We start from the raw sequence: 25,359 nt of genomic DNA on the forward strand, positions 1-25,359 counted from the left end.
AACTGCTGAGCGTAGGTTCCGGTTCACAAAACGGGCGCAGTACCGAATAAGGCACCCTGTTTTCACGGCTATTAAACCACAGCAGCGCCGAACGACTCGGGCCGCCGCGCAAGCAGCTGCGACAGCCGTTGCAGTCCCGCGCGTAAGCGTGCACGGTCCTTGATATTCCCTAACGAGATACGGATTGCATTCACAGATCCGCTGCCAGTTGCGAATGCCTCCGCCGGCGTGACTGCAATGCCCTCGCTGTCGGCTGCACGCGCAAGCTGTGTCGGGGTCCAATAGGCAGGCAACTCAAGCCATACATGCAGGCCGTCGCCGGGGCCGCTGCACCGCCCCGCCAAAATATCCCGGGCCATCCGCTGGCGCAGGCGCGCTTCCTTGCGTACGCCTTCCATCAATTCCCCGGCCGAACCGGAGAGTATCCACTGGGTGGCCAGCGCGGCCGTCAGAGGGGCAACCATCAGCGCAAATGATCTGAGCGCCGCCAGGAAACGTTCGCGTTCCTGCGGGTCGCGTATCAGCACGAAGGCGACGCGCAAGCCGGGCGTCAGGCATTTCGAGAGGGTGGAGATGTAGTACACCAGTTCCGGCGCGAACGTGGCAACCGGCGCTGGCGGGGCATCGGCAAGGAGCCAGTAGGGGTCGTCCTCGACGATGCGTACCTTGCAGCGCCTGGCGATGCTGGCGAGCGCCTTGCGCCGGTGTTCCGGCATGGTGAGGGCGGTCGGATTCTGTAATGTCGGATTGAGGTAGATCATGCCAGGCTTGTGCTGGCGGCATGCCGCCTCAAGCATCCCAGGCACCATCCCGTGCTGGTCCGCTTCCACCGCCACGATGCGCCGGCCGAACTGGGTCGCTGCGGCACGCAAGCCGGGATAACTGCTCGGCTCTGCCAGGATGACATCGCCAGGCTCCGTCAGGGCCAGGATCAATGCGGCGATCGCCGCTTGCGCGCCCGGACAGACCACCAGCTGTCGGGAATCCAGGCAAGCGAACATCGGTTCCAGCCATTTGGCGCCCGCCTGGCGCTCGGCGTCGCTGCCCCCGGCCAAGTGATAAGTCATCAGCAATGCAGTGTCCGCCCGCATCAGCACTTGCGACAAACCTTGTTTCAACAGGTCGTCGAAGTCCACGCCATCCGGCGCAGGCGGGGTATTCATGCTGAGGTCGAGGATGGCAGTCAATTCGACTTTCGGCGCCGCGACATAAGTGCCGCGCGCGCCGCGGCCCTCCAGCAAGTGGCGGCGCCTGGCTTCGTCGTATGCGCGCGTGACCGTCGTCAAATCCACGTCCAGCTGTGCCGCCAAATGGCGCTGCGGTGGTAGCCGGTCACCCGGCTTCAGCGCGCCGTCGGCCACCGCCGCCTGCAAGGCATCCGCAATCTGCAAGAAACGTGGCCCGCCGTGGACGGCCAAGCGCGGCAACCAGATTGGCAAATCTACATCTTGTATGGTTTTCAGCTGGGACAATTTGTCTCAATGTATGGAAATTGCTTTCAGTTAGTATGTCTCAAATCTTTCAGCGGCACCATCCAGATTCAAACAGGATGCCTGCGAGGGCCCCACGGTAGATAGCGTCAAGTAAAAGTCAGGAAATACGGAAAAATGGATTGGATCCCTTTCGTCTTGGTGACCTTCAAGGTAATCGTGCTCGCGACGGGCATGTTCTTCGCCATCAAGTGGCATTACGACCAAGGGAAGAAGGAACAGGTGCGGGAGAAGGCGGCGGAGCGGCGCGCGGTGCTACGCGCAGGCGGCAAGATCGCCGCAGTCTTCATGCTATCGCTCCTGGCCCTGGGGCTTGCCACCTTCGTCTTGGGCAAGATGCTCGGTTTGGACTTGAGCTACCCTTGAAGCCAACGGCTCCTGATAGATCGGGAGCTCATTGACCCGCGGGCGGCTGCCAAAGTTCAACCTTATTCCCCTCCGGGTCCATCACCCAGGCGAACTTGCCAAAGTCCGATTCCTCGATCTTGTCGAGGACGTGGCACCCTTCTTCCCGCAGGGCCTTGACCAGGCCGTGCAGATCGTCAACCCGGTAGTTGACCATGAACGAAGCCGGGCTCGGGGCGAAATGGTCGCTCTCCTGGCTGTTGATGCACCAGGCCGTGGTACCGGCAACCGGCTTTCCTTCCGCATCGGTCCAGTCAAAAGCGGCCCCGCCCCAGGTTTGCACATCAACGCCCAAATGCAGTTTGTACCAGGCGCGCAGTGCCTGGGCATCCTTGGCTTTGAAGAAAATACCGCCGATACCGGTCACTCGTTTCATGTCGTCTCCTTTGCTGTGAAGGACCTTTGCGGTCCCGATGTGGAATTAAGCGATACTGCGCGCCACGGCATGGGCGCGGTTATTGACGCCGAGCTGGCGGTACAGGCGCTGCAGATGGTTCTTGACTGTCAGCGCGCTGATGCCCAGCAAGCGGCCGATTTCCTCATTGCTCTTGCCTTCGCGCAGCCATTGCAGGATTTCCGTCTGGCGCGGCGACATGGCGGAACCGGCGGGCGAGACCCACGCTGCCGAAGCAATGCGCTGCGCGGCCAGGTGAAGGTATGGCAGCAGTACTTGCAGCAGCCAGCCTTCGCGCAAGCCCGCAGCGCCAGGCAGTCCAAGCAAGGCAAAGGCGCTGCCGCCGGCCGCCAGCGCGCCGCTGCCGTGGATGAGGCCATGCCCCAGCTCGCCCGCCCGCAGCGCCAGCGGCTGGCCGCCGCCCTGCTGCCATTGGCGCAGCCAGGCCGGCACCGGGCCTTGCGCCGGGTCGCACAGCAGGGATGGCGCGAGCAGCGTACTGCTCAGGCACTCCACCTTGCGCGGCCGGCCCTGTTCATCCAGCTGGACGCACAGCAGCACGCCATGCGGCAGCAGGGTTTGCAGCGCGCCCTGGCTCCACAGGAACAGCTCGCGCTGGCTGGCAATGCCGCGCGCGCCGTCCAGGGCGTGCAGCAGGTATTCCTGTTCGCGGGCGTCCGGGCTCAGCATTGGGCATGGAAACGGTAGCCGCTGCCGCGCACAGTCTGGATCGCGTCGTGCATGCCGCTGGGCTGCAAGGCGCTGCGCAGCCGGCCCACGTGGGCATCGACCGTGCGTTCATCCAGATAGACATGGTTGCCCCAGACCTGGTCCAGCAACTGGGCACGGCTGTGCACGCGGCCCGGGTGGTGCATCAGGTAATTCAGCAGGCGGAATTCGACACGGCCCAGGTTCAGCTGGCGGTCGCCCGCCGTCACGCTCAGGGTGTGGGGATCGAGGCGCAGGCCGGCCACTTGCAGTGTGCCCGGCATGGCCGACGGACGGCGGCGGCGCAGCACCGCATGCAGACGGGCGATGGTTTCGCGCGGGCCGAAGGGCTTGCAGATGTAATCGTCGGCGCCGCTTTCCAGCGCCAGCACCTTGTCCTGCTCGGCGCTGCGTACGCTCAGCATCAGGATCGGCAGCTCGCAGGTACGCGCCGTCGTGCGCCATTGGCGGATCAGGGACAGCCCGGACTGTCCCGGCAAATCCCACTCCAGCAGGACCGCTTCGGGCAGTTCGCCATGCAGCGCCCCCTGCGCTGCGGCGCCATCGCCATGGCACTGCACCGAATAGCCCGCCTGCCCCAGGTTATGGGCTAGCAGTTGCTGCACGGCAGGGTCGCTGTCGATGACGAGAATATTGAATGACATGGCAAAAAACGCAGGTCCTTATGCGGAAAACTATGAATCATGCCAAGTCCTGGGCGCTAATACAATTTTAATTAAGTATTAATATTCTGCCGAAATAAATCGCCCTCTCCCTCTATGACTTGCAAATGAAAAAGCACCCCGGGAGCCGAAACTCGCGGGGTGCCTGTGGCGTTTGTACAACCAGTGCTGCTTAAGCGCGGCGGCGTGCCAGGGCCAGCATCAGCAGGCCGAGGCCGGCCAGGGCCAGGGCGCCCGGTTCCGGCACGGCGACCGGCGCGGCGTCCACGCTGGCCACGGCATTATTGATGGTGACGACCTGCAGGTCGGCACTGCCGTCCGGCGCCGCGACAAACATCAGGTCCAGGATCTTGCCCTTGATCTGGTTGCCGTTGATGTCATAGGCCAGGATGCCGAAATCCGAATTCAGCAGCGCCGAGGCGTCGCCCGAAATCGTCAGCAGGAAGCTGAACATGCCGCCGAACACGCCCTGGTAAGCCACATCGTTCAGGTTGGTCGAGTTCGGCAGCGCAAAGCCGCCTGGCACCAGCGCCGCGTCACCGCCCAGCAGGAAATTGGCCGGGTCCATGTCGAAGCCCTGCAGCTTGGACATGGTCGCCGTGGCGGCAGGTGCGCCGTCCACGCCATTGAAGGTGAAGTCCAGGTAGCCTGGACGTCCGGCGCCATACACGGCCGTGTCCAGGGTGACCAGGCGCACGATATCGGCCATGGCCTGGCCGCTGGCGCCGAATGCCAGCAGCAGGGCCAGGGTGCGCAGGCAACGGGAGATCAATGAGTTTTGCATGGTGTCAGGTCCTTAGAAACTGCCGTTATAGACTTTTGGCGTGTAGTTGACGGCGACGTGGCCTGGGTTATTGAATTGCAGCTGGACGGTAAGCTTGGCGCCGGCAGCCATCGACGATGCGACGGTGATGTAAGGCATGCCATTGAAATAGCCGCTGGCATTGTTCAGGGTCACGCCGGCCGGCAAGCCTTGCAGCACATACTGCACTTCCGCGGTCAGGTCGGCGCCGCTGGCATTGGTCAGCCAGGCCGTGGCCGTGCCGATATTGCTGAAGCGGCCCTGCACCAGGCCGGAGCGCTGGATCTGCATGCCGGCACTCACGTCCACGTAGGACGGCGCCAGGTTCAGGCCGATCACCACCGGATCGTGGTCCGAGGCGCGGTAAGGCAGCGCGTTGTACAGGGCCTGGGCGGCGGCATTCTTGCCGTTCAGGTTGTAGTCCAGCACCTCCGGCTCGTCGGCATTGACATTCCACAGCGTGGCGCCGGCTACCTGCGGCCCCAGCGAAGTGCTGGCCAGGGCCTGGTCCAGGTAGCCGCTTTCGCCGGCAAAGACATAGGAGTGCGGCATGCCGTTCGGGCGCACGAAGCGCTCGATCTGGTTGTCGAAGCGGACCTGGCGCTCTTCCGCGGCCAGGAACATGATCGGGTCTTCCATGCCGTTCGCATTGAAGTCGCCCATCAGCAGCACATCGCTGTCGCCGGCGGCCGCCACCACTTGCGGCACGAAGCTGTCGCCCAGCTGCGCCACCTGCGCCAGGCGGTCGGCGTTGAAGCAGCCCTGGCCGTCGCCCTGGTCGGCATTGGCGCCGCTGGCGCCGCTGCAGCGCTTGGCGCGCAGATGGTTGACCACCAGGCTGAACTTGGCACCGTTCGGGGCCTTGAAGGTCTGCGCCATGGGCGGGCGCTCGAACACGGACGAAGCATCGGACAGCGCGCCGCCCACCAGGGCCACCTTGCCCGGCTTGTAGAGCATCGCCACCCGGATCGCGTCGGTGCCGGTGGCTGGCGGCTTCGGCACGTAAGCGTATTCCACCTTGCCGTAGGCGGCGTTCAGGCTGTCGACCAGGTAGCTGGCGGCGTAGTCGCCGTTGTTCTGGATCTCCATCAAGCCCACCACGTCGGCGTCGATCGCCTTTAGTTCGGCGACGATCTTGTCGCGCTGGCGCACGAACTCGGTCATATTGTCGGCGCCGCGGCAGTTGGCCTTGCTGGTGCCCGAGCCCAGGGTGCAGCCCTGGTTGGTCTGGCCCAGCACATCGGTGCCGTCGGTGAAGGTGGTGAAGAAATTCAGCACGTTGGCGCTGGCCACGCGCAGGCTGCCCGCCACCGCTTCCGGCGCGGCGCTGCGCGGATTATCGCGCGAGAACAGCGGCGCTTGGGTCGGCTGCAGCTTGAAGCCGGCACCGCCGCTACCCAGCGCGCCGTAGTCGACCACGCCGGTCAGGCCGCTGACGGTATCGCCGCTGCGCACCGTACTCTCCTGGCCGAGGTAAGGCACCGTGTCCGGCGCGACAAACAGGCCGTCGTCCAGGGTGATCATATTGGCGGCATTGGCCGCGGCCATGGCGATGGCGTCCGAGCTGCCCGCCGGGTAGCGGTTGGTCGGCGCTTCGCGGCGGCCGACGGCCAGCGTCAGTTCGCCGCGGCTGCCCAGGGACCCGGTGCCATTGACGGTCAATTGGCCCGGGAAACGCACCAGCATGCCTTCCACACTGGCCAGGTCGATGCCCAGCAGGTCGAGGTTGACAGGCGTAACGCTGTGGCCGCCGCCCTGGCTGACCACGCTGGTCACGGTCGACAGTTCGGTATAGCTGCGGTTCGCGCCGCTTGGCTTGTATTCGGTGACGGTGCCGCTGACGCGCACCAGGTCGCCCACGGCCGCCGTCACCGGCGTATTGCCCATGTAAACAAAGATGCCGTCCGACGTGGCGGGATCGCCGTCGCCATGCTCGTCCTGGATGAAGAAGCCGGTGCCGACCTTGGCCGTCACCACGCCCTCGGTGGTCAGCTTGACGCCGTTGAACGGGCTGGCGGCGCCCGCGCCCTGGATTTGCGGCACCGGCACCACGGCCGTGCCCATTTCGACGGTCACGCTGACCGTGCAGCTGGCGTCCTGGCCCTGGTTGTTGCTGAACTTGATGGCCACCGGATAGGTGCCGATCGCCACGGAGGGCGCGGCAACCAGCGCGACGCTGGCATTGCCGCCGGCATCGGCGGCCGGCGTCATGCCGCCCAGGCTCAGGCCGGGCACCGCAACCGAGGTGATCGCTGCGCCGTTGACGATGCCGTCCACGTCCGAGGCGGACAAGGCGATGCTGCCGCCCTTACCGAAAGTCAGGGTGGCGCTGGCCGGGCAGACTGGCACGATCGGCTGAGGCACGGGGCCGCCGCAGGCATTGGCCGGCGAGGCCGCCGTGCGGAATTGCGGCGCGGCCGCGCTGAAGTCGGTGGCGTTATTGTTGGCGTCCGTGCAGCCGCCATTGGCGCGCAGCAGGCTGGTGGTCGCGCTCATGGCCGGCGCGGCCGCCGTTTCCGAGAAGTTGGCCGTGCCGTAGCCGACCAGGTCCTGGATCGACGGGCTGTTCGGCTGGGCCCCCGACAGGGCGATATTGTTGTTGACCAGCGCCACCTTGCCGGAGGCGCCGCTCATATTCACGCCGCCGTTGACGAAGTCGGCGGCCAGGTCGGCGCCCACCGAGGTATTGCTGGAGGCCAGTTTGACCAGGAAGTACTTGCCCGGCTCGATGCTGATGCCGGCCGGCAGTTCCGCCCGGCCCCAGCTGGTGCCGGTGGCCGATGCGTACTGGATGGTCCAGCCGCCCACGGCCACGGCGCTGCTGCCGCGGTTGAACAATTCAACGTAATCGTAGCGCAGGGTAGCGCCGGTATTGCCGCCCGCACCGTACATCTGGCTGATGACCACGTCGGCTGCGAAAGCCGGCTGGCAGGCCAGCAAGGCTGCCAGCGCGGTAGCGCGCAAGGAAATGCGTTTATTCATAAATGTTCGACCCAAAAGTGCCAAGCGAAAGGAAGATGTTGTTATTCTTTGCATATTAGTTGTTTGATATGACCACTTGGTGACGCCAAACTAGTCCGAACGGACTAATGGCGCAGGGGGCGGCTCAGCGCTGATAAGTCCGGGCCAGCGGCTCGCCGATGAACACGCCTTGCGCGGGCCACGCCACGCTGCGCCAATATGCTTCGATCGCCGTCGCGCCGCTGAGATAATGGCGCAACAGGATGGCGGGATGGGGAAACTTCTGCCAATGGCTGCACGGTTCGCTCACCGTGCCGTAACTGGCCGTGGCGCCCGCTTCGAGCCAGCGCAGGCTGCTCATCTGCGTGCTGCCCAGCAGGTCGCCGCCCCAGGACGTCAGGTGGTCGGCCAGCGCGCCGGGCAGGAAGTGCAGCGTGTCCAGTTTGTCCACCTGGGCCGCGCCGGTCTGGTACAGGATGATGTCCGCCGCCCCTTCCAGCACGTCCTGCCGCAGCGTATGGATTTGCAGCTGCCGCGCCGGCACACGGGCGCTGGGCGGGAAGAAGCGCGCCCGCACGCTGCGCGCCTTGTCGCCGGTCTCCAGGAAATAGGCGCCGGCCTGCGGCACGCTGAAGCCTGCCACCCGGCCCCGGTCGACCACGGCGCGCGCCAGCGCTTCCGGCGTCGACGGCAGCAGCATGGACAGGCGCATGCCCTGCGGCAGGGCGCTGCGGTTGAAATAGGGATTCTCGCGTCCGGGGGCGCAGGGCTGGCGGCATTGCCCGCCATCGAAGCCCAGGGTGTACGCGGCGCTCAGGCCGTTGCATTCGACCGCATACGGCGCGGTCCACACGAACAGCACGGCGCGCACTTCGGGGCCCAACTGGCCGTCGACCTGCTGTTTCAGGGCGGCGAACGCGGCGGCATCGAGCCGGCGCGGCGGGCCGGGCAGGCGCACATGGGCCACCCGGCGCTCGGGAATGCCGCGCGCCTGCCGGTAATACGCGGCAATGGCCACGCTGGAGGGATCGGCGTCGTTGACGACCAGGCCAAGCTGGGCCGGCTGAAGCTGGGCGCGCGCCCCGGCTGCCACCAGCAGGAGCGCGGCAAAAACGCAGCGTTCAGCCGCGGTGGTAGACATCCTCGAAGCGGACGATATCGTCTTCGCCGAGGTAGCTGCCCGACTGGACTTCGATCAGGTGCAGCGGCAGCTTGCCGGGGTTTTCCAGGCGGTGGTTCATGCCGATCGGGATATAGGTCGATTCATTCTCGGTCAACAGGGTCACCTTGTCGCCGCAGGTCACGCGCGCCGTGCCCGACACCACCACCCAGTGCTCGGCGCGATGGTGGTGCATCTGCAGCGACAGCTTGCCGCCCGGGTTGACGATGATGCGCTTGACCTGGAAGCGCTCGCCCATGTCGATGCCTTCATAGCTGCCCCAGGGGCGGTACACCTTGGTATGGTGCAGGTGTTCGGTGCGGCCCTTGGCCTTCAGGTGCTCGACCACCTGCTTGACGCGCTGCACCTGGTCCTTGTGCGCCACCAGCACCGCATCGGCGGTTTCCACGATCACCAGGTCCTGCACCCCGATGGCGGCGACGATGCGGCCCTCGGCGCGCACCAGACAATTGCTGGCGTTGTCGGTGTAGACATCGCCGCGCGTCACATTGCCGTTGCCGTCGGCCGGTAGCACGTCGACCAGCGCCGACCAGGAACCGACGTCGCTCCAGCCCAGCGAAGCGGGCACCACGAGCGCATTCCTGGTGTGCTCCATCACGGCGTAGTCGATGGAATCGGAGGCGCAGGCCGTGAACGCCGCTTCATCCAGGCGGCAGAAATCCAGGTCGCGGTAGCCTTTGGCCACCGCCTCCTTGCTGGATGCGGCCATCCCCGGCTGAAACTGCGCCAGCTCCTTCAGGTAGGCATCGGCGCGGAACAGGAACATGCCGCTGTTCCAGAAGAAATTGCCGGCATCGAGGAAAGCCTGCGCCGTCGCCCGGTCGGGCTTTTCGACGAATTTGGCGACCTTGAAGCAGCCCTGCGCCGGCAGCGCCTCCCCGCTCTGGATATAGCCGTAGCCGGTTTCCGGCGCGCTCGGCACGATGCCGAAGGTCGCCAGGGCGCCGCCTTCCACCTGGCCGGCGGCGCGCAGGATGGCGGCGTAGAAGGCGTCGACATCCTGGATCACGTGGTCGGCCGGCAGCACCAGCATCACCGCCTGCGGGTCGATCGCCTGCAGGTAATGGGCGGCGGCGGCAACCGCCGGCGCCGTATTGCGTCCCACCGGCTCCAGCAGGATGCCCAGCGGATCGATGCCGATCTGGCGCATTTGTTCGGCCACCAGGAAACGGTGCTCATTGCCGCAGACGACCAGCGGCGCCATCATGCCGTCGCGGCCGGCCAGGCGCAGCGCGGTTTCCTGCAGCATCGTCTTGTCCGACACAAGGGGCAGCAATTGCTTGGGCAGTGCCGCGCGCGACAGAGGCCACAGGCGCGTGCCGGCGCCGCCGGACAGGATGACGGGGTAGATTTTCATGTTTATAGTTGTTTATTTTGCAACATTTTCCTCGGAACGGCGGTCCACGCGGCGATCCCGCGCATTCATCCATCCGCCGCAATCAGCTTGCGAAACATGGTGCATTTCGCCGGCGCGGTCGACACTGTAATCCTTAAAGACGATCAGTTCGTCGATTGTAGCGTCTGACAATACCCGAGTATATTCGAACAACACGCTGCGCACTACCCGTGCGCCGCTGCTGATCTGGCTGCCGTGTCCGACCCAGGTCGGCCCGATGATGGTGGCGCCGGCCTCGATCCGGCATCCGGAGCCGATATACACCGGCCCGACGATGCGCGTGCCCTGCCAGTCGATGCTGGTGTTCAGGCCGACCCAGACCCCGTCCTCCACTTGCACGCCGGGCACCGTCATATTGCCGATGCCGCCGGTCAGCACGCCCTGCAGCACTTCCCAGTAATCCTTGACGCTGCCGATGTCGATCCAGTTGAACTTGCGCGTCTGGCAGTAGAACGGCAGGCCGCGCTGCGCCAACAGGGGGAACAGCTCGGAGCCGATATCGAACACCTGGCCCGACGGGATCAGGTCGATCACCTCCGGCTCGAACAGATAGATACCGGTACTGGCGCAATTCGACTTGGCCTCGTCGCGCGACGGCTTTTCCTGGAATTCGCGCACCCGGCCGTCTTCGTCGCTGACCACCACGCCGTAGCTGCTGACTTTGTCGAGCGGCACTTCGCGCGTGATAACGGTCGCCATGGCCCCCTTGCGGCGGTGCTCGTACAGCGCCGATTTCAGGTCAAGGTCGATCAGCGCGTCGCCGCACAGCACCACCACGGTTTCGTCGAAAAAACCGCCGAATTCCTGGATTTTCTTGATGCCGCCGGCCGAACCCAGCGGTTCGGGCACCACTTCGCCCTGCTCATTGATATAGCCCTCGAAGGAGTAGCCGATCTGCACGCCGAACTGGTGGCCCTCGCCGAAATACTCCTCGATCTTTTCATGCAGATAGCTGACGTTGACCATGATCTCGCTCACGCCGTGGCGCTGCAGGTGTTCCACCAGGTAGGCCATCACGGGCTTGCCGAGAATGGGGATCATCGGCTTGGGTAATTCGTACGTCAAAGGACGCACCCGCGTGCCCTTGCCTGCCGCCAGTATCATCGCTTTCATGGGTTATCCTTCTCAAAAATAAGCTCTGGTGCGGAATACAGGCGTTCGTAGGCTGCCAGCAGCTTGGGCGCCTCATATTCCCATTCTAGTTCGTTGACGACGCGGTTGCGACCAAACGCCCCCATGCGTGCGCGGCGCTCCGGATCATCAAGCAGTTCAACAATTTTCAGGGCCATGTCGACCGGGTCGTTCTTCGCCGCATACAGCGAAGCGTCCAGTGCCGACACCCTGCCCTCCGTGAGGTCGAACTGTACTATAGGTTTGCCCAGCGCCATGTACTCCATGATCTTGTTCATGGTGGATTTGTCGTTCATATCGTTCGCCACGTCCGGGTTGACGCAAACGTCGGCCGTATTCAGCATCTCGAGCAACTGCTGGTCGGGCACCCGGCCGGTGAAGGTCACATAGTCGGCCACCCCCAGCTCGCGCGCCAGCGCCTTCATCTGCTCCAGCGACGTGCCGCCGCCCACCAGGCCGAAGTGCACGTCGCGCCGGCCCATGTCGTACACCATGAAACGCACGCTTTGCAGCAAGAGGTCGATCCCCTCCTGCGCTCCCATGACGCCGACATAGCCCACCAGGAAGCGCCGCCCCTGTTTCAGCGCCGCCACCGGCGGCAGCACGCGCAAGCGGTCCAGCTTCGGGCCGCTGCGCACCACATACACCTTGTCCGGGTCCATGCCGCCGCGCCCGACGGCGATGCGCTTGTAGGAATCGTTGGTGGCGATCGAGATGTCCGCGGTGCGGAACGACAGCCGCTCCAGCCACACCATCAGCCGGTAGAAAACGTCGCGCCGCCCGAACTTGGCTTCGTAGAGTTCCGGATTGATGTCGTGGTGGTCGAACAGAAAGCGCTTGCCCAGCGCGAATTTGAAAAAGGCGCCGACCAGGAACAGCAGGTCGGGCGGATTGCAGGCATGGATCACGTCGAAGCCGTGCCGGAACAGCACCTTCCACGCCAGGCGGGAGCTGTGCCACAGCGCCGCCGAATACTCGAGCGCATAACCCAATGCCCCCTCGGCCTCCATCGGCAGCCGGTAGCGGTGGATGTGGATGCCGTCCAGCTCCTCGTAGCGCGCCTCGTATCCTTTGCCGGTCGGGCAGATGATCGCCACCTGGTAGCCATTGGCATGCAGGGTGGTCGCCTCCTGCCACACCCGCCTGTCGAACGGCGACGGCAGGTTCTCGACGATGATCAGGACGCGGCGCTTACCAGCATATGCCATCGTAGGCCCCTTCGCTCTGGCGGTCCGACACGCGCACCAGGTCGACCAGGTGCTGCCCCGGGCGCAGCTTGTCCGGCACAGACTGGAATTCCGCCGCGCCGTTGCCGATCACCACCGTGTCGGCGAAGGCCAGCACATCGTCCAGCGAATCGACCATCAGCCGCGAGATATGCGGGATGATGTTCAGGATATAGTCCTGGTTGGCGCCGGTCAGCGCCGCCAGCTTCACGTTCCGGTCGTACAGCTTGAGCTCATAGCCTTTTCCGATCAGGTGCTCGATCACGTCGACCAGCGGCGACTCGCGCAGGTCGTCGGTGCCGGCCTTGAAGGAGAAGCCGAGGATGCCGACCTTCCGGCCCGGCTTTTCCATCACCATCTTCAGGCCTTTTTCCACCTGCTTGTGGTTGGACGGCAGGATCGCGTTCAGCAGCGGCAGTTCCAGGTCGAGCTGGCGCGCCTTGTAGATCAGGGCGCGCACATCCTTCGGCAGGCAGGAGCCGCCGAAAGCGAAGCCGGGCTTCATATAATAGGGCGAGAGATTGAGCTTGGTGTCCTTGCAGAAAATCTCCATCACCTCATGGCCGTCGATGCCGACCGCCTTGCAGATGTTGCCGATCTCGTTGGCGAAATCGACCTTCAAGGCATGCCAGGTATTGTCGGTGTATTTCACCATCTCCGCTGTTTCGACATCGGTGCGCACCACCGGCGCCTCCATGCCGGCATACAGCTGCAGCAGCAGCTCGCCGGAGCGTTCATCGGTTTCGCCCACCACCGTCTTGGGCGGGTGATGGTAGTCGTGCACCGCCGTTCCCTCGCGCAGGAACTCGGGATTGCTGCACACGCCGAAGTCGGCGCCGGCGCGCTTGCCCGACGCCTGCTCCAGCGCCGGAATCACCAGCGAGCGCATCGAGCCCGGCAGCATGGTGCTGCGCGCAACGACGACGTGAAAGCCATGCTTCTCGCGCAGCGCCGCGCCGATCTGTTCGCAGACCTTGCGCACCGCGCTCAAGTCAAGATTGCCGTTCAGCTGGGACGGCGTGCCCACGCACACCAGCGAAATCTCGCTGTCGAGCACTGCCTCGCGCACGTTTTCCGTCGCGCGCAGGCGGCCGTCGCGCACTGCCGCAGCGATCATCTCGCCAATATCCTTTTCGATGATCGGCGTGCGGCCTTCATTGATCAGCCCGACCTTGGTGCGGTTCGGATCGACCCCGATCACGGTATGTCCGTCCGCCGCCAGGCAGCCAGCGGATACCGCCCCCACATACCCCATGCCAAAGATACTGATCTTCACGATGACGCTCCTTCAAGTAGGGCAATTTCGGTCACGATCGTGCTGGTGCCGCGTATCGTTCCGCGCCAAATGGCTGTCGTGATTCCGGTTTTGCAGTCAAAAGTGCGCGAGATCCATCCCGCGATCGGCGCCGTGCTGGCGCAATAGAGTTGCGGCCCTTGTCCGAAGCGGCAGTCCATGCGCAAACCCTTGCCGCGCCTGGCGGCGTGCAGCGTCTGCCCACGGGCTTCGGTATAGCAGCCTTCCGCAAAATGCCAGTGCAGGGCCACCTCGTGCTCGCCAATGCATTCTAGGGTATCCTCCACTTTCAGCGCGTTCCGTTGCGCGTCGAAGCGGACCGCGCGCCGGTGCAAGACAGGATCACGCAAGCGCAGGTAGCCGTCTTGTTCTCCCTCAAAGAATTGCGCCGCGTCGTGCGCCAACGCAACGGCCCGCGCCTTGTGCAGCCACATGAAGTTGCCGCCGATCTCGGACTGGTCTTTGCCATCGACTTGCACCGTGTTGTGCGCGGCCGTGCTGCGGAAGTAATCGCGCCAGTGGCGCTGCGTATGGTAAGCGTACGTGCCCGGATCGATCAGCAGTTCCTCGCCGCCCATCGACAGCGTGAACGCCAGCGCATCGGCATGGCCGTGCGCCGCCAGCGAGAGATAGCCCAGCGGACCGCAGTCGATCACGATGCGCACCTCGCGCGGCGTGCCGAAGTCCTTGCCGAGCAGGTAATAGCCGCCCTGCGGAAAGGCCATCCTGGGAGCTTCAGCCGCCGCCGGCCCCAGCGATGCCCAGCGCGCATCGGCATCGGCGAACAGCCAGCGGTTGCGGTCGTCCAGCACCGCGGCCTTGGCCTTGAAATCGGCGCGGCCGAACAGCAGCGCGGCACTGGCAAGCAGGGAACGGTAAGGCGGCGCGGCTGCCGCATCGAGACGCAGCATGCGGGCATCGTCGGCATCGCCGATCATCGGCACATTGCCGCCCGCGTCCATCAGGGCCGCAAGGAATTCCGCCATGCGTTCAAGGCGCGCCAGCCAGTCGGCACCGAAGCCGCCGCCGTTGGCCTGTGCGGCCAGCTGGCAAAGCAGCATCATGTCCATCACTTCGTGGTGATAGTAGACGGCCTGCTCCTTGTTGACGCCATCCTCGCAATTCTGCCGCAGGCATTCGCCGGCCAGGCCCCGTTCCGCCATCGCGCGCCAGCGCACGCTTTCTGGCCAGCAGGGCCATTGCAGGCTGGCGAGGTACAGGCCCGCATACTCGCCCAGCAAATGGTTGTTGGCCGAGGAGTGGCGCGACAGGTGTCCGCTGATGAAGTGGCAATGCTGGTAGACTGCATTGAGCCAGCGCTGGCGCCAATCGTCGTCGATGTCCCCGCCCAGCAGCTGCCAGGCGGCGGACCAGTTCAGCAGGCGCACGCCAAGCTCCAGCGAACTGGCCCAATGCACGCCGTGCGGATAGGGACACTGGTCCAGCCATGACAGCAGCAGTGCGCGCGCGCCGTCCTTGTATTTGCGCTCCCCGCTGCAGCGCCAGGCCTGGGCCAGCGTCACCAGTTCCAGGTGGCGCGCCGGTTCCCACAGATATTTGATATCGCCCACCAGGGACGGGTCCCGGTAATCGATGGAAGGCCCCGGCGCCATCGGCGCCAGGACACCCGTGCGCGGATCGCGGTTCCATTGCGGCGGAAAGCCCAGCGGTGCACCCTGCAGCGCAAACACCTTCCAGCGCCCGCCCAGGAGTTCATCGGCCGCGGCGCACAACGCTGCCGCATCGACGCCTGCCGCATCGACTCCGGCCGGGACGGCGAGGAACGCGGCGCCGAAGCGGTCCAGCGCCGGCACCGGCGGATGCCTGGCCAGGCCGAGTCCCATGGCCCCCGCCTTGCGGCGTGCCAGCTGGTGCACGCGCCAGGCGATTTCGGCGGGCCCCATCAGTTTGAGGCGGTTGATTTTCCAGGCCAGGGTGGTCATCGCGGCATGAACCCGAGTTCACGGTACAGCCGCTCGACTTGCGGCAACACGGCATCGCTGCTGAAAGTCGATTCCACCTTGCGCCGCGCCGCCGCGCCCATGCGCCGCGCCAGCGCATCGTCCTCCAGCAGCTGCGCCAGCCGCGCCGCCAGCGCCTCGACGTCGCCCGGCGCGACCAGAAAGCCCTCGACCCCGTCCGCCACCGCCTCCGGAATGCCCCCGACCGGCGTCGCCAGCACGGGCAGCCCGGCCGCCATGGCCTCCAGCACGCTCATCGGCAAACCCTCGTTATATGAAGGCAGCGCATACAGGGAAGCCAGGGCCAGCTGCTGCTGGCGCCCTTCCGCCCCGACCCAGCCGAGCAGGTTCAGCTGGCTGGCAAGCCCCAGCTGCGCCGCACGCGCGCGCACGGCATCCAGTTCGCCGTCCCCGCCCAGCCGCAATTCCAGCCCGGACACCTGGGGCGCCACGCGCGCCGCCGCCTGCAGCAAATCGTAACTGCCCTTGCGCCGACCCAGCCGGCCAAGCGACAGCACGGCGCCGGGCCGCCGCGCCGCCCAATCGCTGGCTGGCGGCAGCAGCACCGGGTTGTAGATCGCTTCCACGCGGGGGTTGCGCGACATACCCTGCACCCAGCGGCGCCAGGCTTCCGACAGCACCACCACGCGCGCCGCATGATCGAAGATGAACCGTACAAAGCGCTTGCGCCACGGCCCGCATTCATCGCCGTAAAACTGGTTGAACTCCGCGCCATGCAGGTGCAGGATGGCCGGCACGCGCGCCGCAAACGCCAGCAGGAAAAACCCCGACTTGCGCCAGAAACTCGCCCTGGAGGAAAGGTGCACATGGATCAGGCCCACTTCCCCGCGCAGCAGGAGGGCGATGAACGCGGCGTAAGCCCTGCACATCACGCCCAGCTTGCGCCATTTGCCGCCGTCGCAGTGCGTGGCCAGGTAGCGCACGCCGTAACGCCGCAGCAGGCCGGCCTGCGCGTACACCTTGACCACGGAAGAGACGCCGCCCATGGTATTCATCCCGGTTCCCAGCATCACGATGGTTTTCATGCGCGGCGCCCGTCTTCCCATTCGTTGACCACCCAGCGGAACTTGCCCGCCGCCGTGTTCGGCAGTTCGTCGCGCAGCACCACCCTGACCTGCACCGTCGCATCGACCAGCGCGCGGATGTTGTGCAGCAGCTTGTCCACGTCGACCTGCGAAAAATTCGCGTCCGGCACCAGGCGCAATTCCCAAAGTCCGGGCCCGACCTGCGCCACCTGCGACTTGCGGATGTTTTCCACGCCCTTGAAGGCGAACGTCAGCACGGACGGGCTGACTTCCGCACCGTCGCCGCCCGTGATGCGGTCTTCCAGCTTGCCGGTCACCGCTTCGATCATCGGGAACGGGCGTCCGCAGGCGCAGCGTCCCGGCTTCCAGCGGGTGCGGTCGCTCAGGCGGTAGCGCACCAGCGGCATGGCCAGGTTATGCAGGGTGGTGCCCACCACGTGGCCGTAGCCATTGGTCGGCTCGCCGTATTCGTCCAGGATCTCCACATGCGAGTAGTCGGTGTTGAGGTGCAGGGAGCCGTACTCGCATTGCGTCGCCAGCGCTACCCGCTCCGCCATGCCGTACATGTCCATGATCCGTCCCGCCAGGCGCTCGCGTATCAGTTCCTGCTGATGCGGATACAGCGGCTCCGAGGCCGTAAACAGAAACGGCACATGCAGCGCCATGCCGCGCCGCTCCAGCTGCTGCGCCAGCGTGTAGGCCGTGGAAGGATAAGCCTGCATCATGGCCGGCGCGTAGCCGCGCAGCTTGTCGATGATGGGATCGATGCAGCGGTCGGTCAGGTGGCGCGAGGACAGCAGCAATTGCCGGTTATAGCGGTTCTCGAACCAGAACGGCGGCGCCTGCTGTTCCAGCCCCGCCACCATATCGCCGCGCAGGGTGGCGCGCGGCATGCCGTCGACATAGCCGCCCCAGCTCCAATGGCGCTTGATGAATGCCTGCTCCATCTGCACCGACTGCAGGCTGCGGATCAGCACCAGCGGCGTCCCCGTGGTGCCGCTGGTCTTGCCCAGCACCTGCCACGGCCGCCTGGCGCCGCCGTTCGGATACAGCGCGCGCGGATGATCGAGCAGCGCCGTCTTGTCGATGACGGGGAACATCTCGCGCAGCACCTGGCGCGCTTCGACCGGCGAGAAGTCGCGCGGGATATGCGCGTAGTACGGCAGCCTGTCGATCGCCGCCTGCAGCGTGCGGTGCAGCAGCCGGTCGCCCAGTAGTTTCAGGGCGTAGTCGTCCATCAGCTCATGTCCCCGCAGCCGCCTGACCAGGCGCTGGCTGAGCGCGTTGTCGCGCACCAGCGCCCGGCCACCGTAGAGGAACTCCTTACGCAATTCGGCCAGCATACCGCCTCCTAATGTGCGCCCAGCAAACTCCGATAACGTTGCGCCACCGCCGCGCCCAGCACCCGGTAGCTGCGCACGGCCTCGATGAAACCCGGTCCGGCCGCCGCACGTTGCCGCGCCGCCTGCGGGTCGCGCAGGATCTCCAGCAAGGCCTCCGCCATGGCCTGCGGGGTACTGGCCGCCAGCCATCCGGCGCCGCTGGCGGCCAGCACCGCCGCCTGGTCCGGGATATCGTTGCCGACACAAGGCACCCCCAGCGCCAGGTACTCCAGCAGCTTGGTGGGCGAACTCGCGTCGTACAGCGCGCCCCGCGGCACATACGACACCGCGGCCTGCGCGCCCAGCAGGTACTCCCGGGCCTGCGCAGCGGGCAGCCAGCCGGTCACCTGCACGGCGCCGTCCAGCCCGCGTGCGCGGGCAGCCTCCAGCAGCAGCGCCTCATCGCCCCGCTGCGGCGCACCGCCGATCAGCAGCAGGCTGGCCTGCGGCAACTCGCGCCGCACCAGCAGCAAGGCATCGAGCAGGCGCTCAAGGCAGCGCGCCCGGTCCAGCGTGCCGAGGTAAGCCAGCACCGGCCTGCCGTCCCAGCCCGGCCAGGGCCGCGCTGCAGGCTGCGCCAGCACTTCCATGTCCACCCCCATCGGCACTGCGCTGATGCGCTGCGCCGGCACGCCATGCCGCGCCACCAGGCGCGCCATCTCTTCGCTCTGCACGAACACATGGTCGGCGCGCGGCAGCAGCACCCGGTACAGCAGCCAGCGTTCGGCCAGCCCCTTGAGCAGGACCAGCCGCGCGCGGGCGCCGCGCTGCCCGCGCGCGCGCTCGATGCGGCCTTCGCTCATCAGGTATGACAGCCAGTACACCATCGGCAAGCCTTTCAACCTTGCGACCAGCAGCGCCAGCAAACCGATACTGACCATGTCGCGCACCTGCACCACATCGAGGCTGCGCCGGTTCGCGCCCAGCAAGGCGCGCAGGCACAGCATCAAGAACGACCATTCCGCCTTCCAGCGCGCACCGGCGCGTGCCCGGCGGGAAGAAGCGAAGCCCTGGTCATCGGCCGGCGCGGCGCTTCCCTTGCCGACGACATGGCACTGCACGCCATGGCGCGGCAGGTATTTCCCGAACAAGGTCGCCACATCGGCGCGAAACGTCGGCAAAGGTTCCGGCACCAGCTGCAGGATGCGTAGTGGTCGAGCCATGCTTCATCCTAGCAAGAAGCGCTCGATTTCAACGCCCGGTTCGCCGTGCCCTTCCAGCCGGCCGGCGGCCGTGCGCACGCGCTGTGCCAGTTCCGCGCGGCGCGCCGGTTGCTCCAATGCACAAGCCAATGCCTGGCGCATGGCTTGCACATCATCGTGCGGGACAAAGCCCGGATAGTCTTCGCCCAGATAGGCCTCGATCGCTTCATGGCGCGTCGCCACCAGCGGCTTCCCATGCCGCAGCACGCGCAGCAGCACGCTTTGTCCGCAAGCTTCGCCCAGGCCGCGCAGCGGCATCGCCACCACGCTGCTGCGCGCCAGCAGTCCTTCGAACTCCGCTTCCGGCAGGTCGCGCAGGATGCGCGTGCTGCCGGAAGCCGGCGGCCGGATGCGGTTGTTGCGCGAGGCGACAATCACCAGCGGCGCCGCCAGCGCTTCGGCTGCATCGAGCAGCAGGTCGTAATCGCGGTTCGAGAAGCCGCCCGCAAAGATACTGCCGTCGGCGTCCTGCGGCGCGGCGCGGCCGTCGAGTTCCTGCCGCCACAAATGGCAATACACGTCCTGCGGCGCCATCCCCACCCGCTCCACCAGGTTGCGCGCCTCGCCGGGCGAGAAGGCGATGAAGCCCAGGCCCGGCACCCGCAATGCGCGCAGCAGGCGGTCCGCCATGCGGCGCGCGCGCTGGCCGTGCACGAAACAGCCCATCACCAGCAGGCGCTCCGGCCGCGGCAGGATGCGCGCCTTCACCAGCGCCAGCAACGGCAGGGCCTGCCAGCCGACGACCAGCAGCCGGTCCTGCCGCCGCCACAGGCCGAAACAGCGCAGCAGGCTGGGCGACAACATGGCCAGCAGGATGGCAAGCTTGCCGCGCATGCCCTGCGCCTGCGGTCCGATCACCGTGACGCGCGCGCCGCGCTCCCGCAGGTATTCGGTGATATCGCGATAGCCGCCGCTTTGCGACTGCAGCACATGGATCATGGCCGCCTCCCGTCCGCCACCACCTCGCGCAGGATCTGCAGGTACTGGCGGCTGACCACGTCCGCCGTATGTTCCGAGGCATAGCGCAAGGCGCCGCCGTCCTGCAGGGTGCCGTAATATTCGGCGTCCCGGTACAGGCGGTTGATCGATGCCACCATGTCCGGCACATCCTGCGGCATCATGCCGGTCCAGCCGGGCACGATACTGAAGGTCGACTGCGGACAAAGCAGCGGCGTGCGCGTCGACCATGCATCGCACAGGAAACCCCAGCCGGACGTGCTTTCCGTGTAGGCAAACCAGGCGGAAGACAGGCGTTGCAGGGCTTCGATGCGGGTCACGCCTTCCACATGCTCCACCCGGTCGCCCAGCTGCGCCTGCAATTTCTTCACGATGTGCGCATAAGGCCCGCGCCCGATGACGACGAAGCGCTGCACCGGCGTCTGCGCCAGGATGGCCGGCACCGTTTCCAGCCAGCGCTCGCAGTTCTTGTGGCGGATCAGCGAGCCGACGTAGATCATGTCCCCCTGCCGCCGCGCCTGCGCCGGCCGCCATTCCGCCGGCCGCTGCGCGCAATGGGCCGCGTAATACGCGCGCCGCCCGCGCAGGCCCAGCGTCGACAGCCGCGGCAGGTCGGCCGGATCGTTGCTCATCAAGGCATCCACCTGCCCGCATACCTGCCACCAGCGCATGCGTCCGGCCACCTTCCCCAGCGCCGGGACGCCGCCGTAATAGCGCCGCCGCAGCAGCAAGATGGGGTCGGCGGACTCCACCCGCAGCAGCACCGGCACCGGATACAGGGGACGCAGGAGCGCCAGCAAGGGCAGGCAATGGAAGGAATTCACCAGCAGCACGTCCGGCTGGAAAGCATCGGCGATTGCCCGTACTTGCGGCAGGTAGGGCTCGGCCTCATGCGACAAGGCGCGCAGGCTGGGGAAGATGCGATGGATCGCCACGCCCTGGAAATTCTCGTAGGCCGAGCCGGGCTCCGAACTCTTGAGCGCCGAAACACGCGAGGTGACCACCTGCACCGCCACTCCGCGGGCCACGAGCGGCGGCAACACATATGCCACCTCGTCGAAGGTGGGGTTCAGGCCGGGATAGATGGCAAGCACTTTCATGTCGATCTACGCCGCGCGGCGCCCCAGGACTCGGTTAATCAGCTGTCGGTCTTTCGCATCAATCGCACCCGACAATAACAGTGCCGCGGCAAACACGGCGCACAGCAAGAGGCTTCCCGCCGCAGCGGCGCGCACGCCCTGCCCCTGCAACAGCGCCGCCACGCAAGCCGCCGCGCCGATCGCCAGCAGCGCGCGCGCCCACCAGCGCAGCCCCAGCGGCCAGGGGAAACCGCGCCGCCGCATGCCCGCCACCACCAGTCCATTCACGATCAATTCATTGCCCAGCAACGCGGCAGGCAATAGCCACAATCCCAGCAGCGGCGCGCCCAGCCAGGCCAGCAGCGGCAGCACGAGCAGGGAGCACAGCGACGCCAGCGCCCACATGCCCATCAGGCCGATGGCGTTGCACACCACGTTGAGGATCAGGCGATGCAGGCGCAGCGCCAGCCAGCCGCACAGCACGGCGAACAGCAGCCGGTATTCGCCGAAACGGCCGCCGCTGGCCAGCTGCAGCACCAGGTCGCCATATACGGCCGCCACGGCCAGCACCGGCAGCAAGCTCAACGCGCTGACCTTGAAAACGAAATGCGCCCAGCGCTGCAACTCGCCGTAGTCGCTATTGCCTGCGTAGGCGCCGATCATGCGCGAACGCACGACGGAGAAAATGACCATGCCGGGCATATAGTTGCGGATGATATCCGTCAAGCGCAGGACGAATCCCAGGCCCGCCATCGCTTCCGGGGCCTGGCTGCGCGCAAGCAGCAGGATCAGGCTGGAGGGCGAGTACAGGTATTCGACAATGCCGCTGGCGTAGTTGTGCAAGGCAACGGCGCGCATCTGCGCCAGCCCGGGCGGCTGCCATCCTGGACGGGAATGCAGCGGCAGCCGGCGCACCGCATGGGCGATGGCGCCCGCCGCCAGCAGCAGCGCGCCCAGGCTGGCCGCCAGTTCCGCCAGCAGCAATTGGCGCGCCGTCCCGCTGCCCATGGCCAGCAAGGCGCCGGCCATCACCGCGCCGCGCAGCAGGGTGACCGCCTGCATGCGGCTTTGCAGGGCCAGCGCTTCGAGCGTGTTGTCGCGCAGGATGCGCAGGCCGCCCTCCACCACCAGCAGGCCCGCCAGCACGCCCGCCAATTCCGGCGGGAAACTGGCCGGCAGCAGGCCGCGGCTGCGCGCCAGCAGCAGCACGCAGGCCAGCAAGGCCAAGGACAGCACCCGCACCGCGGCGATCCGCGTCACCAGCGCGGCCAGCGCGCCGCGGCTGCCGCGCAAGCGGTACTCGGGAAGGAAACGCAGCAGGACCCAGTCGAGGCCGAAACTCGACAGGCCCAGCACCAGCTCCACCAGGGCCATGCCCACCACATAGTGGCCGAACTCGGCGGCCGGCAGCACCCTTGCCGACAGCCCCAGCACACTGGCGGTCAGCAAGGCGGTCGGGATTTTTCCGACCAGGAAGGCGACGATATTACGCCGCGTTTGGGGGCCTGAGTATGGCTCGGTCATGGCATGGCTCAGTCCCCCCGCTCGCTCAAGGCAGCGGCAATGTGATGGTTTGGCTGCCCACCGTCAGCACGCGGCTGGTGGTGCCGGTCGTGAGCTTCACGGCAGGCTTCTTGCACCCGATGTCCAGCAGGACGACAAACTCCCCCTTGGCCGCGGCGGGCCGCGTGAAGGCGGCATGGTCTTCAATCCCCGTGCGCGGCGCGGGCCCCTCGCGCTTGACGAGCGTTGCCCCCGGCGTCAGCGAACTCACGCACAGCGAGCGGTCGCCGTTGACGATGGTGGCGCTGCCATCGGCATTGGTGGCGATCGTCACTGCCGCGTGGAAATTCCACTCCCAGGCATGGGGCACCGTCGCGGTCAGGGTATCCATCACGACCGCCGCATCCTGGCCGCGCAGGTACCACAGCTTGCGGCGGTTCAGCGACAGCGCGCCTTCGAAAGCCGGCGTGGCATCGCCCTCCACATAGTCCATGGCCGCCGTGGTCGAGAAACCGGTGATCTTGCCGTTGCGTGCCAGGTTGGCGGTATTGCCTTCGATGCGCTGCCCCACGCCATTATCGTAAGTGACGGCATTGTGCGATTTGGTGGCGCGGTACCAGCTGCTCCACAAGGGCGAGCCATACCAGTCGTAGTAGCCGGCCTCGATCAGCAGCCGCTTGCCGCCGCTGTTCAGCACGATCGAATTCTGGTCGCCATGGCTGTGGTTGTACGAGCCGTACGGGCTGGACTTGAAGTACAGCGAGGTGCGCTTGGTATCGGCCATCGAACTGTGCATCGCCGCCCAGCCCACGCTCGGATAGAAGGCGGCATTCGACGGCGGCACGGCGGTGGCGACCGTCGTGACCGGCAGCGGCGACGGCGCCTGCAGCAGGGTCAGCGGGTCTTCCACCCCGGCCATGCTGTTGTAGTACCACTTCGCCACCGGCGTATTGAAGCGCGACGCGAAGGCTTTCAGCAGGTAGGTGTTGGGCACATCCTCATGGCCGTCGCCGAAGACATGGTTCGGCGTGCCGGGCGGGACGAAGTGGGCCAGGAAGCGCAGGAAGCCGTCCGACCATGGCTTGCGGTAGATCGAGACGCCAAGCGCCTGGCTCAGCGGATCCCAGATCTGCACAGAGAAATCGGCCGCGGCCTGGCCATAGGCGGTGCCGTTGGCATAGCCGCCTTCCGGGCCGCTCCAGGTATAGACCTGGTGCACATAGGTTCGCACCGCAAAATCGAACCAGGTTTGCGCCAAGGGCACATCGCCCAGGTTGAGGGCGCCGATCAGCGCCAGGAAGCCCAGGGTGTTGCCGCCGTGCGCATCGTAGGGATACTGGTCCATGCGGCCGTTGCTGCCGGCCAGGTCGTTATAGATATCGGTGGTACGCCGCGCAATGGCGTTCTGCCAGGTGGTTTTGCGGGTGGCATCGAGGTTCGCCCACAGCATGTCCATGGCCTTCGACAGCGACAGCGCGATGGTACGGGTGGCCTGGTCCTGGTTGGCATAGCTGGTCGGTCCGGTCGGGCTCAAGGCCGCCAGTTCGTCGCCGCGCTTGATCGCTTCGTTCAGGTAGGCCGTGGCGATTGCTTCCCCCTGTTTCAGACGGTACAGCAAGGCCGCCGCTTCCACCTGGTGCGCGGTACGGTTGATGCGGTTGCGGATGTCGGAATTCTGGTTGCTCAGTGCCGTGGTCATGGTGCCGCTGCTGGCCAGCGGCCAGTCGGTATCCTTGACCGGCGCCAGCGTCAGGCGCGACTGCACGGTCTCGATCAGGCGCCGCACCTGCTCGCCGCGCTCGGCGATCATGGCCGGGCTCCACTTGGCATACGGCAGGAAGGTCGGCGATAGCATGCGCGAGCGGGGGTGGCTCAGCACGTTATTGCGCAGGGTGGCGTTGTCCGGCACTTCGAACTTGACGGCGGTGCTGTCGATCGTGAAGCTGCGCACCGCCGACCAATCCTTGGCCACGGTTTCCGCCAGGGGCACCACGGCAGCTTCCGCCGCCGCTTCGATCTGGGCCTGGTTGGAACCGGCCGCCTTGGCCTTGGCGCGTGCCGCCGCGTCGGCATCGTTCATGGCCTGCGTGCGGTTGAACGGCGCCACCTTCCAGGTGTAAATGCCGGCCGCGGTGAAGGCATGGGTCGGCAGCAACCAGTTGCGCGGCACTACCGACTTGATCGGCGCCGCTGCACCGGGCGGCTGGATCACCACCAGGTACCAGGTGGCCGATGTGGCAATCGGATAACGCGACCAGGAAAAGCCGGGCGGATTCTGCGGCTGCAACTGCATTTTGTCCGGCGCCGGGCGCACGGCTTCGATGTTGGCGGAGGTCGCCCAGTCGGCATGACTTGCGGTAGCAAAACTAGCCAGGGCAGCGAGTACGGAAGAACGAAGCAGGGATGATTTAACGAATTTCATGTGATACTCTCCAGATAATTTCGTTTGCGAATCAATAAGTTAACCCATCATTGACGCGCGACTGCAAGGAAAGTCTACATCACGTATTTCACAAATTCGTTTCTGCGCGATAAAAGTTTTGTAACAATGTCGCCCAG

The 25,359-nt window shown here is 65.9% G+C and carries 20 protein-coding genes; 1 reads left to right on the forward strand and 19 read right to left on the reverse strand.

Annotated features, from left to right (window positions below; all coding sequences use genetic code 11):
- Positions 1-71 precede the first annotated feature (71 nt).
- Positions 72-1,454, reverse strand: coding sequence for an aminotransferase-like domain-containing protein (locus tag H597_RS0100305; RefSeq protein WP_028100359.1), 1,383 nt, complete (start codon positions 1,452-1,454; stop codon positions 72-74).
- 153 nt (positions 1,455-1,607) lie between these two features.
- Here H597_RS0100305 and H597_RS0100310 point away from each other — a divergent pair, with 153 nt between their 5' ends.
- The gene (locus tag H597_RS0100310) at positions 1,608-1,856 is read left to right on the forward strand and encodes a hypothetical protein (protein ID WP_028100360.1); all 249 of its coding nucleotides are present in this window, start codon (positions 1,608-1,610) and stop codon (positions 1,854-1,856) included.
- A gap of 28 nt (positions 1,857-1,884) precedes the next feature.
- On the opposite strand, the gene H597_RS0100315 is transcribed toward H597_RS0100310, so the two are convergent.
- The 18 genes from H597_RS0100315 to H597_RS0100400 form a co-directional block, all read right to left on the reverse strand.
- Positions 1,885-2,271: a VOC family protein gene (locus H597_RS0100315; RefSeq protein ID WP_028100361.1), complete on the reverse strand. Its 387-nt coding sequence runs from the start codon at positions 2,269-2,271 to the stop codon at positions 1,885-1,887.
- A 45-nt stretch (positions 2,272-2,316) separates the two neighbouring features.
- Entirely contained in the window at positions 2,317-2,979 is a 663-nt protein-coding gene (locus H597_RS29200) for a LuxR C-terminal-related transcriptional regulator (RefSeq protein WP_035372940.1), read from the reverse strand.
- On the reverse strand, positions 2,973-3,662 hold the full coding sequence (locus tag H597_RS0100325) for a winged helix-turn-helix domain-containing protein (protein WP_028100362.1): 690 nt from the start codon (positions 3,660-3,662) through the stop codon (positions 2,973-2,975). The genes H597_RS29200 and H597_RS0100325 overlap by 7 nt, the downstream gene beginning before the upstream one ends.
- A 190-nt stretch (positions 3,663-3,852) precedes the next feature.
- Entirely contained in the window at positions 3,853-4,464 is a 612-nt protein-coding gene (locus tag H597_RS0100330) for an NF038129 family PEP-CTERM protein (protein WP_154667881.1), read from the reverse strand.
- A gap of 12 nt (positions 4,465-4,476) precedes the next feature.
- A complete protein-coding gene (locus H597_RS0100335; RefSeq protein WP_035372816.1) occupies positions 4,477-7,464 on the reverse strand; it encodes an ExeM/NucH family extracellular endonuclease in 2,988 nt (995 codons plus the stop codon).
- Between the two features lie 124 nt (positions 7,465-7,588).
- The gene (locus tag H597_RS0100340) at positions 7,589-8,584 is read right to left on the reverse strand and encodes a TIGR03790 family protein (RefSeq protein ID WP_028100365.1); all 996 of its coding nucleotides are present in this window, start codon (positions 8,582-8,584) and stop codon (positions 7,589-7,591) included.
- On the reverse strand, positions 8,565-9,980 hold the full coding sequence (locus tag H597_RS0100345) for a mannose-1-phosphate guanylyltransferase/mannose-6-phosphate isomerase (protein ID WP_028100366.1): 1,416 nt from the start codon (positions 9,978-9,980) through the stop codon (positions 8,565-8,567). Before H597_RS0100345 ends, H597_RS0100340 begins: the two co-directional genes overlap by 20 nt.
- Positions 9,981-9,992: 12 nt before the next feature.
- Positions 9,993-11,132: a nucleotidyltransferase family protein gene (locus tag H597_RS0100350; protein ID WP_028100367.1), complete on the reverse strand. Its 1,140-nt coding sequence runs from the start codon at positions 11,130-11,132 to the stop codon at positions 9,993-9,995.
- On the reverse strand, positions 11,129-12,358 hold the full coding sequence (locus H597_RS0100355; RefSeq protein WP_028100368.1) for a glycosyltransferase family 4 protein: 1,230 nt from the start codon (positions 12,356-12,358) through the stop codon (positions 11,129-11,131). The genes H597_RS0100350 and H597_RS0100355 overlap by 4 nt, the downstream gene beginning before the upstream one ends.
- Complete coding sequence (locus tag H597_RS0100360) at positions 12,342-13,652, reverse strand: nucleotide sugar dehydrogenase (RefSeq protein WP_028100369.1); 1,311 nt, start codon at positions 13,650-13,652, stop codon at positions 12,342-12,344. The genes H597_RS0100355 and H597_RS0100360 overlap by 17 nt, the downstream gene beginning before the upstream one ends.
- The gene (locus H597_RS0100365) at positions 13,649-15,613 is read right to left on the reverse strand and encodes an alginate lyase family protein (RefSeq protein WP_035372818.1); all 1,965 of its coding nucleotides are present in this window, start codon (positions 15,611-15,613) and stop codon (positions 13,649-13,651) included. The genes H597_RS0100360 and H597_RS0100365 overlap by 4 nt, the downstream gene beginning before the upstream one ends.
- Positions 15,610-16,677 carry a glycosyltransferase family 4 protein gene (locus H597_RS0100370; protein ID WP_051293420.1) on the reverse strand — a complete coding sequence of 356 codons (1,068 nt, stop codon included), beginning with the start codon at positions 16,675-16,677 and terminating at the stop codon, positions 15,610-15,612. The genes H597_RS0100365 and H597_RS0100370 overlap by 4 nt, the downstream gene beginning before the upstream one ends.
- A complete protein-coding gene (locus H597_RS0100375; RefSeq protein ID WP_028100372.1) occupies positions 16,674-18,020 on the reverse strand; it encodes a phenylacetate--CoA ligase family protein in 1,347 nt (448 codons plus the stop codon). Before H597_RS0100375 ends, H597_RS0100370 begins: the two co-directional genes overlap by 4 nt.
- A gap of 8 nt (positions 18,021-18,028) precedes the next feature.
- Positions 18,029-19,222, reverse strand: a complete 1,194-nt coding sequence (locus H597_RS0100380) for a glycosyltransferase (protein ID WP_028100373.1) — start codon at positions 19,220-19,222, stop codon at positions 18,029-18,031.
- 3 nt (positions 19,223-19,225) lie between these two features.
- Complete coding sequence (locus H597_RS0100385) at positions 19,226-20,200, reverse strand: glycosyltransferase (protein WP_028100374.1); 975 nt, start codon at positions 20,198-20,200, stop codon at positions 19,226-19,228.
- Positions 20,197-21,318 (reverse strand): glycosyltransferase, encoded by a 1,122-nt coding sequence (locus tag H597_RS0100390; RefSeq protein WP_028100375.1) that lies wholly within the window; start codon positions 21,316-21,318, stop codon positions 20,197-20,199. The genes H597_RS0100385 and H597_RS0100390 overlap by 4 nt, the downstream gene beginning before the upstream one ends.
- Positions 21,319-21,324: 6 nt before the next feature.
- On the reverse strand, positions 21,325-22,821 hold the full coding sequence (locus H597_RS0100395) for a polysaccharide biosynthesis protein (protein ID WP_028100376.1): 1,497 nt from the start codon (positions 22,819-22,821) through the stop codon (positions 21,325-21,327).
- A 25-nt stretch (positions 22,822-22,846) separates the two neighbouring features.
- Entirely contained in the window at positions 22,847-25,222 is a 2,376-nt protein-coding gene (locus H597_RS0100400; RefSeq protein ID WP_229632058.1) for a heparinase II/III domain-containing protein, read from the reverse strand.
- Positions 25,223-25,359 lie beyond the last annotated feature (137 nt).

It is taken from the genome of Pseudoduganella violaceinigra DSM 15887, assembly GCF_000425385.1.
Classification (GTDB): Bacteria; Pseudomonadota; Gammaproteobacteria; order Burkholderiales; family Burkholderiaceae_D; genus Rugamonas; species Rugamonas violaceinigra.